14 protein-coding genes are annotated in these 13,182 nt (G+C 66.1%); 5 read left to right on the forward strand and 9 right to left on the reverse strand.

Translation table 11 applies throughout. The features are described 5' to 3' along the window. Positions 1–799 (forward strand): chorismate-binding protein (locus CVM52_RS18905; RefSeq protein ID WP_205964989.1); only part of this gene is annotated, 799 nt, incomplete at its 5' end. Positions 800–821: 22 nt separating this feature from the next. Here the strand turns inward: CVM52_RS18905 and CVM52_RS18910 are convergent. Further along, positions 822–1,511, reverse strand: coding sequence for a helix-turn-helix transcriptional regulator (locus CVM52_RS18910; RefSeq protein WP_100163992.1), 690 nt, complete (start codon positions 1,509–1,511; stop codon positions 822–824). A gap of 105 nt (positions 1,512–1,616) precedes the next feature. Between CVM52_RS18910 and CVM52_RS18915 the strand changes: the two genes are divergently transcribed. Beyond that, on the forward strand, positions 1,617–1,802 hold the full coding sequence (locus tag CVM52_RS18915) for a hypothetical protein (protein ID WP_100163993.1): 186 nt from the start codon (positions 1,617–1,619) through the stop codon (positions 1,800–1,802). 1 nt (position 1,803) lies between these two features. Here the strand turns inward: CVM52_RS18915 and CVM52_RS18920 are convergent, their stop codons facing one another. From CVM52_RS18920 to CVM52_RS18940, 5 genes are all read right to left on the reverse strand, one after another. Next, positions 1,804–2,934 carry an acyl-CoA dehydrogenase family protein gene (locus CVM52_RS18920; RefSeq protein ID WP_100163994.1) on the reverse strand — a complete coding sequence of 377 codons (1,131 nt, stop codon included), beginning with the start codon at positions 2,932–2,934 and terminating at the stop codon, positions 1,804–1,806. 71 nt (positions 2,935–3,005) lie between these two features. Further along, positions 3,006–3,818 (reverse strand): enoyl-CoA hydratase family protein, encoded by an 813-nt coding sequence (locus tag CVM52_RS18925; protein ID WP_100163995.1) that lies wholly within the window; start codon positions 3,816–3,818, stop codon positions 3,006–3,008. Then, positions 3,815–4,264 (reverse strand): MarR family winged helix-turn-helix transcriptional regulator, encoded by a 450-nt coding sequence (locus CVM52_RS18930; protein ID WP_100163996.1) that lies wholly within the window; start codon positions 4,262–4,264, stop codon positions 3,815–3,817. Before CVM52_RS18930 ends, CVM52_RS18925 begins: the two co-directional genes overlap by 4 nt. Further along, the gene (locus CVM52_RS18935) at positions 4,261–5,001 is read right to left on the reverse strand and encodes an SDR family NAD(P)-dependent oxidoreductase (protein ID WP_306372768.1); all 741 of its coding nucleotides are present in this window, start codon (positions 4,999–5,001) and stop codon (positions 4,261–4,263) included. Before CVM52_RS18935 ends, CVM52_RS18930 begins: the two co-directional genes overlap by 4 nt. Before the next feature lie 5 nt (positions 5,002–5,006). Beyond that, positions 5,007–7,292: a bifunctional salicylyl-CoA 5-hydroxylase/oxidoreductase gene (locus CVM52_RS18940; RefSeq protein WP_100163998.1), complete on the reverse strand. Its 2,286-nt coding sequence runs from the start codon at positions 7,290–7,292 to the stop codon at positions 5,007–5,009. 232 nt (positions 7,293–7,524) lie between these two features. Between CVM52_RS18940 and CVM52_RS18945 the strand changes: the two genes are divergently transcribed. From CVM52_RS18945 to preA, 3 genes are all read left to right on the forward strand, one after another. Next, positions 7,525–8,859: an NAD(P)-dependent oxidoreductase gene (locus CVM52_RS18945; RefSeq protein ID WP_100163999.1), complete on the forward strand. Its 1,335-nt coding sequence runs from the start codon at positions 7,525–7,527 to the stop codon at positions 8,857–8,859. Between the two features lie 44 nt (positions 8,860–8,903). Beyond that, complete coding sequence (locus CVM52_RS18950; protein ID WP_172721045.1) at positions 8,904–9,734, forward strand: class I SAM-dependent methyltransferase; 831 nt, start codon at positions 8,904–8,906, stop codon at positions 9,732–9,734. 74 nt (positions 9,735–9,808) lie between these two features. After that, positions 9,809–11,113, forward strand: a complete 1,305-nt coding sequence (gene preA, locus CVM52_RS18955) for an NAD-dependent dihydropyrimidine dehydrogenase subunit PreA (protein WP_100164001.1) — start codon at positions 9,809–9,811, stop codon at positions 11,111–11,113. A gap of 84 nt (positions 11,114–11,197) precedes the next feature. Here preA and CVM52_RS18960 read toward each other — a convergent pair whose 3' ends face one another. From CVM52_RS18960 to CVM52_RS27495, 3 genes are all read right to left on the reverse strand, one after another. Then, on the reverse strand, positions 11,198–12,238 hold the full coding sequence (locus CVM52_RS18960; protein ID WP_100164002.1) for a hypothetical protein: 1,041 nt from the start codon (positions 12,236–12,238) through the stop codon (positions 11,198–11,200). 90 nt (positions 12,239–12,328) lie between these two features. Further along, the gene (locus tag CVM52_RS18965) at positions 12,329–12,943 is read right to left on the reverse strand and encodes a TetR family transcriptional regulator C-terminal domain-containing protein (protein ID WP_100164003.1); all 615 of its coding nucleotides are present in this window, start codon (positions 12,941–12,943) and stop codon (positions 12,329–12,331) included. 48 nt (positions 12,944–12,991) lie between these two features. Further along, positions 12,992–13,182 (reverse strand): hypothetical protein (locus tag CVM52_RS27495; protein ID WP_205964990.1); only part of this gene is annotated, 191 nt, incomplete at its 5' end.

The following is a 13,182-nucleotide window of genomic DNA, read 5'->3' on the forward strand; positions in this document are numbered from 1 at the left end:
GGAACCGACGCCGCGCCCGCTTTACGAGGCCCGCGTCGCCCGGGCGGTCGCGGCGATCCGCGCGGGGCAGGCGGAAAAGATCGTGCTGTCGCGGGTCGAGCCGCGCGCGCTTGCCCCCGATCATGACCTGCGCAACCTGGTCCAGGCATTGGCCGCTGCGCGTGCCCAGGCCTTTGTCAGCCTGGTGTCGTTGCCGCAGGCGGGCACCTGGCTGACCGCGACCCCCGAAGTGTTGCTGCGCAGCGATGCCAGCGGCGTCTTCACCATGGCGCTTGCCGGCACCCAGTGGCCCGATCCGCAGGTGGATCCCGCCACGCTCAGCTGGCCGCGCAAGATCATCGACGAACAGGCCATCGTCGCGTCCGAAATCCGCAGCGCCTTTGCGCAGGCCGGTCTCACCGGGGTCAGCGAAACCCCGGCGCATACCGTGCGGGCGGCGCAGCTGTGCCATTTGCGCTCGGATTTCGCGGCGCCGCCGGCGACGCCGGAACAGCTCGCCCGGTTGTTGCGCCTGCTGCATCCGACCTCGGCGGTCTGCGGCATGCCGCGCAGCGCGGCGCGCGCCTTCATCACCGAGGTCGAGGGCGCGGCGCGGGGGTTCTATACCGGCTATCTCGGTCCTGTCGGGATCGGCGGTGAAACGCGGCTGCTGGTCAACCTGCGCGCCGCGCGGATCACCCGCAGCCAGGCCTTTCTGCATGTCGGCGGGGGCATCGTCGCCGCCTCGGACCCGGCCCTGGAATATCAGGAGACGGTGGAAAAAGCCCGCACCATCGACGAGGTTCTTACCGTCGCCTGACCGCTGGAACCGCCGCGCGCGGTCAGCAGACCACCTGCGCGTCGGCCTCGGCGGCTTCCTGTTCTCGCCACAACCGGCGCAACGGCCCGGTTTCGAACCGGTCGTCCAGCGTGTCGCAACCCCAGATGCGGTCGGTTCGGAACCGCCGGAAGCCGCCGCGCAATTCGCACCAGGCGGCCAGCATCACGCAGTTCAGGTGATAGATCATCGCCACCGGCCGCACTGTGCGATGCGTCTCTTCCTCCTGCGCGTCGCGATAGACCAGCCGCAGCTTGCGCCCGTCGCGCACCGCGTCGCGCAGCACCGCCATCGACACACAGCCGCGCGCCGGGTCGTCCATCGGCGCGCCCCAGGGCGCCACCTGCAGCCAGTCCACCGCCGCGTTCAGCGCCTCGATCTTGCTGCAAATCCGCGTCGCCGCCTGCTGCAGCGCGCTGTCGCCGGTGCGCGCCAGCATCGACAGCCCGACATAGAGCGCCTCGATTTCCTCGGCATCGAAATTCAGCGGCGGCAGGTCATAGCCGCGCCGCATGACATAGCCGATTCCGGCCTCGCCCTCGATCGGCGTGCGCATCGCCTGCAGCGCGGCGATATCGCGATAAATGGTGCGCTCGGTCACGTCCAGCCGTTCGGCCATCTGCCGCGCGGTCACCGGGCGCGGCGCGGCGCGCAGGATCTGGATAATTTCGAACAGGCGGTTTGACCGGTGCATCGGGCGAATCCCATGGTGCTGCTGACAGCATAGCACGGGCCCCTGACAAGGGTATGTCAGCAGCGTTCCGGTAATGTCGCGGCAGACCCCAGGAAAGGTGCTGCCATGTATTACGACCACATTACCGCATTGCGCCTGCGCCTTGGCCCTTGGTCAGAAGGCAGGGAACTCAAGGGCTTCGAAAGCGAAGTTCAGGTTATGGCGGAGCAGCGCGGCCCGATGGCCCCAACGCGGCACCGACGCCGTCGCCGCCCGTTTCCGGTTGCCCTGCGCCAAATCCTGCGCGCCTGACTCAGCCGGCCAGCGCCTGCCGCGCAATCACCACCTTCTGCACGTCCGAGGCGCCTTCGTAGATGCGCAGCGCCCGGATCTCGCGATACAGGCTTTCGACGATATGGCCGCTGCGCACGCCGTCGCCGCCATGCAGCTGCACCGCCGCGTCGATCACCTGCTGTGCCGTCTCGGTGGCGTGCAGCTTGGCCATCGCCGCCTCGCGGCTGACCCGGGCCGCGCCCCTATCCTTGGTCCAGGCGGCGCGATAGATCAGCAGGGCGCTGGCATCGACGCCCAGCGCCATATCGGCGATATGGCCCTGCACCATCTGCAGTTCGGACAGCGGCGCGCCGAACAGCTCGCGCTGCCGCACCCGCGCCAGGCTTTCCTCCAGCGCCCGGCGGGCAAAACCCAGCGCCGCCGCACCCACCGTGGAACGGAACACATCCAGCACCGACATCGCGATGCGGAACCCGGCGCCCGCCTCGCCGATCAGCGCCGAACCGGGCAGGCGCATGCCGTCAAACCGCAGCCGGGCCAGCGGGTGCGGCGCAATCACCTCCAGCCGCTCGGCAATCTCCAGCCCCGGCGTGTCCGCCGGCACCAGGAAGGCCGACAGCCCCTTTGCCCCCGGCGCCTCGCCGGTGCGGGCAAACACCGTATAGACATCGGCGATGCCGCCGTTTGAGATCCAGGTCTTCTCGCCGTCCAGCACAAAGCCGTTGCCCTCGGCGCGCGCGGTGGTTTCAAGATTGGCCACGTCCGAGCCGCTTTTCGGCTCCGACAGCGCAAAGGCCGACAGCGCTGCTCCGGTGCGGGTCCGGTCCAGCCAGGCGCGCTGTTCGGCGCTGCCGAACAGCGACACCGCACCCATGCCCAGCCCCTGCATGGCAAAGGCGAAATCGGACAGCCCGTCATGGCGTGCCAGCGTCTCGCGGATCAGGCAGAGCGACCGCACGTCCAGCGCATCGCCACCGGAATGGGCCAGGAACCCGGCGGCGCCCAGCGCTCGCACCAGCCCGATGCAGGCGGCATCGACATCGCCGTGATCCACCGGCAAGTTCGCGGCGCACCAGGTCTCCAGCGCCGCCGCCAGTTCGCGATGCCGGTCCTCAAAAAACGGCCAGTCCAGGAATGTCCGATCCGCCATGCTGCGCCTCCCCTGCGTGTTCTCTTGTCAAAAATTCGTTTGCCGGGGCCGCGCCGGGGCGCGGCCGGGCCTCAGTCGCCGGCGAAGACCGGCTTTTCCTTGGCCACGAAGGCGCGGTAGGCGCGTTCGAAATCCTGCGTCTGCATACAGATCGCCTGCGCCTGCGCCTCGGATTCGATCGCCTGGTCCAGGCTCATGTTCCATTCCTGGTTCAGCTGGGTCTTGGTGATGCCATTGGCAAAGGTCGGACCGGCGACGATCCGTTCCGCCAGGCTGTGCGCCTGTGCCTCCAGCGCATCGGCGCCGTGCAGCGCGTTCCAGAACCCCCAGGCCAGCCCTTCATCGGCATTCATCGACCGCCCGGTATACAGCAGTTCCGCCGCGCGGCCCTGGCCGATGATGCGCGGCAGCATGGCGCAGGCGCCCATGTCGCAGCCGGCCAGCCCGACGCGGTTGAACAGGAAGGCGCATTTCGCCTCGGGCGTGGCAAACCGCATGTCCGAGGCCATGGCGATGATCGCCCCGGCGCCAACGCAGATGCCGTCCACCGCGGCGATGATCGGCTTTTGGCAATGGATCATCGCCTTGACCAGGTCGCCGGTCATCCGGGTGAATTCCAGCAGGCCCTTCATATCCATCGCCACCAGCGGGCCGATGATGTCATGCACATCCCCGCCGGAGCAGAAATTGCCGCCATTGGAGGCGAACACCACCGCGTGGATGTCGCTGGCATAGGGCAGCTTGCGGAAGGTGTCGCGCAGCTCGGCATAGCTGTCGAAGGTCAGCGGGTTTTTCCGGTCCGGCCGGTTCAGCCGGATGGTGGCGATGCCGCCCTCGGCCTGCCACTCGAAATGTTCTGCCTTGTATCCGGCCATCTCAGTCATTCGGAATGTTCCCCCATTCGGTCCAAAAGGTCGATCAGGCTGTCGAGCTCGGTGGCGGAAACTCCGGCCATCATCTCGTTCACCCAGGTTTCGTGATCCGCCGCCATCGCGGCGAACCGGGCGATGCCCGCCTCGGTCAGCCGCACCCGCATGGCGCGGCGGTCGCCATCGACGGCGACGCGTTCGACCAGCGCCTCGCTGACCAGCCGCTCGACGATGCCGGTGACATTGCCGTTCGACACCTTCAGCCGCGCCGACAGGTCGCTCATCCGCAGCCCGTCGCGATAGCGGTCCAGCGCCGACAACACGTCAAAGCGGGGCAGGGTGCTGTCATGGTCCAGCCGCAGCCGCTCGCGCAGGCGGGTCTCGATGGTGCGCTGCGCCGCCAGCATCTTCAGCCAGACGCGCAGCCGCTGTTTCGACAGGGGGCGGTTCTGGGCATTCATGTCTCACCTCCGGAAATCGAGATCGCCTGCCCGGTGATCCCCTCGGCGCCCGGCGCGCACAGCCACAGCGCGGCGGCGGTCACTTCCTCGGGCCGGATCAGCCGCTGCTGCGGGCTCATCCGCTCCAGGTTGGCGCGCGCCTTGGCGGCGTCCATGCCGGTCTTTTCGACGATATTGGCGATGCTGCGGTCGGTCATCTCGGTGTCGAGAAATCCGGGGCACAGCGCATTCACCGTGACCCCGGTTTTTGCCGTTTCCTGCGCCAGCGACCGCACCAGACCAACCACCCCGTGCTTGGCCGCGGCATAGGGCGCGACATAGCCATAGCCCTTCAGCCCCGCGGTCGAGGCCACCGCGATCAGCCGCGCCCAGGACGGCTTGTCAAGCCGCCGCAGCGCCTCGCGAAAGGTCAGGAAGACGCCGGTCAGGTTGACGTCGATCATCGCCTGCCAGGTCGCCAGGTCGGTGCGGGTGAACGGCGCGCTGGCCGAGGCGCCGGCATTGGCGATGACGATATCGGGCGTGTCGATGAAATCGAACAGCGCCGCAACCGAGGTCTCGTCGGTCACATCCGCCTCGGCGGTGTGGATGCCGGCATGGGCCTCTGCCGCCTTTTGCAGCGTCGATGCGGTGCGCCCGGCAATCCACACCCGCGCCCCGGCCTCGGCAAAGCGGGCGGCCATATCGGCGCCCAGCCCGGTGCCGCCGCCGGTGATCAGGACGGTTTTGCCCTTCACCCCGGTCACACCTTCAACCCCAACCCTTCGCCGCGCTCGGCCAGTCGCTGCATCTGGTCGCGGCCCGCCAGGTAGGGCAGCGGCCAGGCGGTTTCCTTGTCGCCCAGCGCCGCCGCGGCATGCAGCGTCCAGTAGGGATCGGCCAGGTGCGGACGCGCCAGGCAGACCAGGTCGGCGCGCCCGGCCATCAGGATCGAGTTGACATGGTCGGGTTCGTAGATATTGCCGACCGCCATGGTCGGAATGCCGGTTTCGTTGCGGATCCGGTCCGAAAACGGCGTCTGGAACATCCGGCCATAGACCGGCCGCGCCTCGACCGAGGTTTGCCCGGCCGAGACATCGACAATATCGACCCCGGCGGCGCGGAACATCTGCGCAATCCGAACCGCCTCTTCCGCATCGACGCCGCCCTCGGCCCAGTCGGTGGCCGAGATCCGCACCGACATCGGCTTGTCCTCGGGCCAGGCCGCGCGCATCGCGTTGAACACCTCCAGCGGATAGCGCATGCGGTTTTCCAGGCTGCCGCCATATTCATCGGTGCGGGTGTTGGAAACCGGCGAGATGAAGGACGAGATCAGATAGCCATGCGCGGCATGCAGCTCGACCATGTCGAACCCGGCGCGCTGCGCCATCTCGGTGGCGGCGACGAACTGGTCGCGCACCGCGTCCATGTCGGCCCGGTCCATCTGTTTCGGCGTGGCGTTGTTGGACGACCACGGGATCGCCGAGGCCGAAAGCAGCGGCCAATTGTCCGTCGCCAGCGGCGCGTCCATCTCTTCCCAGCCGATCTGGGTTGACCCCTTGCGCCCGGAATGGCCGATCTGCATGCAGATCTTGGTGTCGGTTTCGGCATGGACAAAATCCACCAGCCGCTTCCACGCCGCCTCGTGATCGGGGGCGTAGAGGCCCGGGCAGCCCGGCGTGATCCGGCCCTCGGGGCTGACGCAGGTCATCTCGGTATAGATCAGCCCGGCACCGCCCTTGGCGCGCTCGGCGTAATGGCTGAAATGCCAGTCGGTCGGGCAGCCATCCACCGCCTTGTACTGCGCCATCGGCGACACCACGACGCGGTTCTTCAGCCGCATGTCGCGCAGCTGGAAGGGCGCGAACATCGGCGCGCGATGCACGCCATTGGCACCGGCATGGCTCTGGAACCAGGTCTCGGCCGATTTCAGCCATTCGGCATCGCGCAGGCGCAGGTTCTCGTGGCTGATCCGTTGCGACCGGGTCAGCAGCGAATAGTTGAACTGCACCGGGTCCAGGTCGAGATAGCGCTCGACCTCTTCAAACCACTCGGTCGAGTTGCGCGCCGCCGATTGCAGCCGCAGCACGTCCAGCCGCCGGTCTTCCTGATAGCGGGTGAAGGCGCCTTCCAGCGTGGGTTCCTTCTCGATGAAATCGGCCAGCGCGATGGCCGACTCGATGGCCAGCTTCGATCCCGAACCGATCGAAAAATGCGCCGTGGCCGAACTGTCGCCCAGCAGCACGACATTCTTGTGATGCCATTTCTCGCAGAGCACCCGGTTGAAGTTCAGCCAGGCCGAGCCGCGCAGGTGGCGCGCATTGCTCATCAGCGCATGGCCGCCCAGATGCGCGGCAAAGATCTGCTCGCAGGCGGCAATGCTTTCATCCTGGGTCATCTCGCCAAAGCCCCATTTGTCATAGGTCTCCTGGCTGCATTCCACGATGAACGTCGCGGTGTCGGCATCGAATTGATAGGCATGGGCCCAGACCCAGCCATGTTCGGTCTTTTCGAAGATGAAGGTGAAGGCGTCGTCGAACTTGGCATGGGTGCCCAGCCAGACGAACTTGCAGGCGCGGGTGTCGATCTCGGGCTTGAAATGCTCCGCGTAATGGGTGCGCACCCTGGAATTGATGCCATCCGCCGCGACCACCAGGTCATATTCGGCCGCCAGCGCGTCGATATCATCGGCCTCGGTCTCAAAGCGCAGGTTCACCCCCAGTTCGCGGGCGCGTTCCTGCAACAGCAACAGCAACCGCATCCGCCCGATGCCGCAAAAGCCATGCCCGGTCGAAACCGTGCGGGTGTTCTTGTGGATCACCGCGATATCGTCCCAATAGGCAAAATGCGCGTGGATCGCCTCGGCGCTTTTCGGGTCGTTGGCCTTGAGATTCGCCAGCGTTTCATCGGACAGCACCACGCCCCAGCCAAAGGTATCGTCCGGCTTGTTGCGCTCGATGATGGTGATGTCATGGGACGGATTGCGCAGTTTCAGGCTGATCGCGAAATAGAGACCGGCAGGACCTCCACCCAGGCACACGACTTTCATAAGGCCAACCTCCTAATTCAGGGATTCTTAAGGCGAGGGTGCCAGCAGCCAGAAGATATTTCAAGCCTAAAATATTTAGCCTGAGACTATCATTTTGCGCGCCGCTGCCTGAAATTTAGGCTGCCGGACGGGGAAAACATCGGCAACGCCGATTTCAAAAATTTACCATTTGATAAAAAATCGAACTGGTGTCACTCTCATCCTCAGCAAAACGACCATCAGGGAGACAAAGATGGCGAACAGCCAGATGACCTCCGGCATTGTTGCCGGACGCCTGCCAGCAGATCGCATCTCGGAAAACTTCAGTGATCTCCACCCGGCCTACGAGCCGCACGAGGCCGCCGTCGCCGCCGACCGCTGCTATTTCTGCTATGACGCGCCCTGCATCACCGCCTGTCCCACCAGCATCGACATCCCGCTGTTCATCCGCCAGATCCAAACCGGCCACCCCGAGGCCGCGGCGCGGACGATCTTCGAACAGAACATCCTCGGTGGCATGTGCGCCCGCGTCTGTCCCACCGAAACCCTGTGCGAAGAGGCCTGCGTGCGTGAAACCGCCGAGGGCAAACCGGTCGAGATTGGGCGCCTGCAGCGCTATGCCACCGATACGCTGATGGCCAAGGATAGCCACCCCTTTACCCGTGCCGCACCCACCGGCAAGACCGTGGCGGTGGTCGGGGCAGGGCCGGCCGGCCTGTCCTGCGCCCATCGCCTGGCGATGCTGGGCCATGACGTGACCATCTTCGAGGCGCGGCCCAAGGCCGGCGGGCTGAACGAATTCGGCATCGCCGCCTATAAGACGCCCGATGGTTTCGCCCAGGCCGAGGTCGACTGGCTGATGAAGATCGGCGGCATCACGGTGGAAAACGGCAAGGCTCTGGGCCGCGACATCGACCTCGACGCGCTGACCTCCAGCTTTGACGCGGTGTTCCTGTCGATCGGGCTGGGCGGGGTCAACGCCCTGCGCGCCCAGGGCGAAGACAAGGCCGGCGTTGCCGACGCGGTCGATTTCATCGCCCGACTGCGCCAGGCCAGCGATCTGACCTCGGTGCCGGTGGGCCGCAACGTGGTGGTGATCGGCGGTGGCATGACCGCGGTGGACGCCGCGGTGCAGTCCAAGCTGCTGGGCTCGGAAAACGTCACCATCGCCTACCGGCGCAGCCGCGAAGAGATGGGCGCCAGCAAGTTCGAACAGGATCTGGCGGCGCAGAAAGGCGTCAAGCTGATGTTCAACGTGATGCCGGTGGCGGTGCATGGCAACGGCGCCGCGGTCGAGATCGAGCTGGAATACACCACCTCCGAGGGCGGCAAGCTGAAAGGCACCGGCGAAACCCTGCGGCTGCCGGCCGATCAGGTGTTCAAGGCGATCGGCCAGACGCTGACCGGCACGCCGGAAAGCCTGGCGTTGGAGGGCGGCAAGATCGCCGTCACCGGGGCCGGCCGCACCTCGCTCTCCGGGGTCTGGGCCGGCGGCGACTGCGCCAGCGGCGGCGACGACCTGACAGTGACCGCGGTGGCCGAGGGCCGCGATGCGGCGCTGGATATCCACGCAACGCTTTCGGTGTGATCTGTGCTATGCTCGACGCGGCAACAGCTGAGCGGGAGGGCGAGATGGAGCACCTCGAGAAGCGTGTCGAGGATCACTATACCACGACCGGATTGCTGGCGCGGATCGATGCCGCGCTGGCCGAGATGGGGGTGTCCGGCGGCGACCCGGACAGCCTGAAGCCGATCGACGAATTTCACACCGGCGGGCTGGAGGCGACCGAGGCGCTGCTGACCCAGCTTGAGATCACGCCGCAGACCCGCGTGCTGGATATCGGCGCCGGGCTGGGCGGCACCGCGCGGCATATCGTGCACCGCTACGGCGCCCATGTCACCGGCGTCGACCTTACCCACAGCTTCGTCGACGTCGCCAAGGCGCTGAACGAACGGGTGCGCTATTCCGCGGCGATCACCATGATCCAGGGCAGCGCGCTGGATCTGCCGGTGGCCGGCGGTTCCTTCGACCTGGCGGTGATGCTGCATGTCGGCATGAATATCGAGGACAAGCCGCGCCTGATGGCCGAGGTCGCGCGCGTGCTGCGCCCGGGCGGAACCTTCGCCCTGTTCGACGTGATGCGCGACGGCGCCGACAACAACCTGGTGTTTCCCTTGCCCTGGTCCGAGGCGGCGGGCACCTCCTTTGTCGATCACCCGCTGGCCTATCGCACCGCGGGCGAGGGCGCCGGGCTGGAACATGTGGCCCAGCGCGGGCGGCGCGATTTCACCCTGCATTACTTCGCCCGGGTCTTCGAGGCGATGGAACAGAACGGCCCGGCGCCGCTGGGCATCCACCTGCTGATGCGCGAGACCGCGCGGGAAAAACTGCAAAACTACGTGGCCAATGTCGAGGCGCACCGCATCGCCCCGGTCGAGATGATTTTCAGAAAGCCGGGGTAGGCACTGACACCGCCCCGAAAAGATAACTAGGCGCCGGACCCGGTCCGGGGCTGCGACAGGAAGGAACGAAGTGAATGGCTGACCTGACGACTGAATTTCTGGGCATCACCAGCCCCAACCCCTTCTGGCTGGCCTCGGCGCCACCGACCGACAAGGAATACAACGTCCGCCGCGCCTTCGAGGCCGGCTGGGGCGGCGTGGTCTGGAAGACGCTGGGCGCCGAAGGTCCGCCGGTGGTGAACGTGAACGGGCCGCGCTATGGCGCGATCTGGGGCGCCGACCGGCGGCTGCTGGGCCTGAACAATATCGAGCTGATCACCGACCGGCCGCTGCAGACCAATCTCGACGAGATCACCCGCGTCAAGAAGGACTATCCCGACCGCGCGATCATCGTGTCGATCATGGTGCCCTGCGAAGAGGGCGCCTGGCGCGATATTCTGCCCCGCGTGGAAGCGACCGGCGCCGACGGCATCGAGCTGAACTTCGGCTGCCCGCACGGGATGAGCGAACGCGGCATGGGGTCGGCCGTGGGCCAGGTGCCGGAATATATCCAGATGGTGACCGAGTGGTGCAAACAGTATTACTCGAAACCGGTGATCGTGAAGCTGACACCGAACATCACCGATATCCGCTATCCGGCGCGGGCAGCCCATGCCGGCGGTGCCGACGCGGTGTCGCTGATCAACACGATTTCGTCGATCACCTCGGTCAACCTCGACTCTTTCGCCCCCGAACCGACGATCGACGGCAAGGGCAGCCACGGCGGCTATTGCGGCCCGGCGGTAAAGCCGATCGCGATGAACATGGTCGCCGAGATCGCCCGCGACCCGCAGACCGCCGGCTTGCCGATCAGCGGCATCGGCGGGGTGACCACCTGGCGCGATGCTGCCGAATTCATGGCACTGGGCTGCGGCACCGTGCAGGTCTGCACCGCCGCGATGACCTATGGGTTCCGCGTGGTGCAGGAGATGATCTCGGGCCTCAGCCACTGGATGGATGAAAAGGGCTATGCCTCGACCGCCGATTTTGTCGGCAAGGCGGTGCCCAATGTCACCGACTGGCAGTACCTGAACCTGAACTACATCGCCAAGGCGCGGATCGACCAGGACGCCTGTATCAAATGTGGCCGCTGCTATGCCGCCTGCGAGGATACCAGCCACCAGGCGATCTGGATGAAGGAAGGCCGGGTGTTCGAGGTCAACGACGCGGAATGCGTCGCCTGCAACCTCTGCGTCGATGTCTGCCCGGTCGAGAACTGCATCTCGATGGTGGAACTGCAGCCCGGCGAAACCGACCTGCGCACCGGCAAGGTGGTGCAGGCGGATTACGCCAACTGGACGATGCACCCCAACAACCCGATGTCCAAGGCGGCGGAGTAAACCGCCGCCGGTGCCCCGGCCCTCGTGCCGGGGCGTCGCCGCGCGCAGCAAACTGCCTGACAAACGGCTTTGAGCGGTCCCGCCTCAGCCCAGATCGAACAGGGTCAAGTCCAGGTCGGCCAGCGTGATGTTCTTGAACACGATCACATTTTCGCCGTCGTTGAGGTGGTCATAGATCACGTCGCCATTGGCCTTTTCCCGCAGTGCGGCGTTCAGCTCGGCCAGCGTTGACGCCTCGCCCTCGGCGGTGATCCGCACCTTGTCGCCGGAATAGTCGCGGATCCGGTCGCGGCCGAAATCGTTCTGCTTGAACACGAAAAGGTCGACGCCGTTGCCACCCTGCAGGGTGTCGTTGCCCTGGCCGCCGTTCAGGATATCGCGGCCACCGCCACCTTTCAGGATGTCATCATCCTGGCCGCCGTTCAGGCGGTCGCGGCCGCGCCCGCCCACCAGCTTGTCGTCGCCCTGATTGCCGATCAGGATGTCCCGGCCGGCATCGCCGATCAGCTTGTCGTCGCCGCCCAGACCTCGGATCTTGTCGGCAAAGGCGGTGCCGGTGATCTCGTTGGCGGCGCCGGTGCCGGTGATCTCGGGGGCGCCTTCCAGATCCTCGGCGGTTCCGAACCAGACATGGTAGATGCGGCCGCCGTAGTTCGAGACCGAGCTGTCATTCTCGACGCCGATGCCAATGGCGTTCCACGTTGCCGAGGCCCATGCACCTTCGTTGACGATCACGGTGTCATGGCCGGTCGATCCCTGCCAGCCGGCCAGCGCCGCGGCGATATCGGCATAGCCCGCGGCCGAGATCTCATAGCCGTTCGAGGTATAGGAGGTGCCGATGCGCTCGGGCGCGTCCCACATCACCGAGGGGTTGCTGTGATCGGCATAGTAGAATGCATTGCTCCAGCTGTGCAGATTCGCATCCGCGGGCAGGGTGAGGCCGGCCTCCCAGATGTTATAGAGCGTGTCCGCCGCATGACGGCCGGCGGTGGTGGTCAGGTTCTCCGACAGCGGGATCGGCGCCAGCCCTTCCTGCGCGCGGTAATCCATGATCAGGTGATACAGCTCCAGCTCGGTCAGGCTGAGCGCGTCCGAGCTGTGCGGGAGGGAATTTTCAAAGGTCATGGGCTATCCGAATGTAGCGTGTCGTTGAAGTTTCACCGCGCCTAAAGCCGTCCCGCCCGAGTTTCAAGCCTCGCGCCTCCGGCCCGGCGGTCAAGCGCTCAACATCTTGGTGAACAGCTGCTCCAGATAGCGCCCGGCCTCCTGGAAATGGTCGCCGTCGCGCCCGCCCAGCACGGCGCGCACCTGCACGTCGAAATCGGCGTAATGCTGGGTCAGCGACCAGATCGAGAAGATCAGGTGATGCGGATGCACCGGCGCAATCCGGCCATGGGCGATCCAGCCCTCGATCACCGCCGCCTTCTCGTCCACCAGCTGTTTCAGATCGGTGCCCAGCGTTGTGCCGATGCGCGGCGCGCCCTGGATGATCTCATTGGCGAACAGCCGGCTTTCGCGGGGGAAATCCCGGCTCATCTCCAGCTTGCGCCGCATATAGGCCAGCACCTCTTCCAGCGGGTCGCCCTGCGGATCCAGCGCCCGCAGCGGGTCAAGCCAGGTGTCCAGCAGCCCGGCCAGCAGCTCGGCATGGATGGCGTCCTTGGAGGGGAAGTAATACAGCAGGTTGGGCTTGCTCAGCCCTGCCTCGGCGGCGATCTGATCCACCGTGGCGCCGCGAAAGCCATGGGCCGAAAACACCTCCAGCGCCGCCTCCAGGATGGCGGCGCGATTTTTCTGCTGGATTCGCGTCGCCTGTCGTGTCGGAGCCATCGTAACCGTTTTCCTTGCCTGCCTAAATCCGCGTCATTCCGGGGTGACTTAACGGCCGTCGGGACCGCGCGCAGCTTGACTGCGTCCCCGGTCGTGATAGCGTCGCTTTGACCAGTTGGTCAAAACAAAAAACCGAAAGTCGAAATGCCCCGCGAAGCCCGCCCCGCCACGCAGATGATCGACACCGCGCGCTGCGGGGCCCGCCACCGTCGAGGCCGCACCGGGCCGCAGCACGCGGC

This window comes from Pseudooceanicola lipolyticus (genome assembly GCF_002786325.1).
GTDB classification, from domain to species: domain Bacteria; phylum Pseudomonadota; class Alphaproteobacteria; order Rhodobacterales; family Rhodobacteraceae; genus Pseudooceanicola_C; species Pseudooceanicola_C lipolyticus.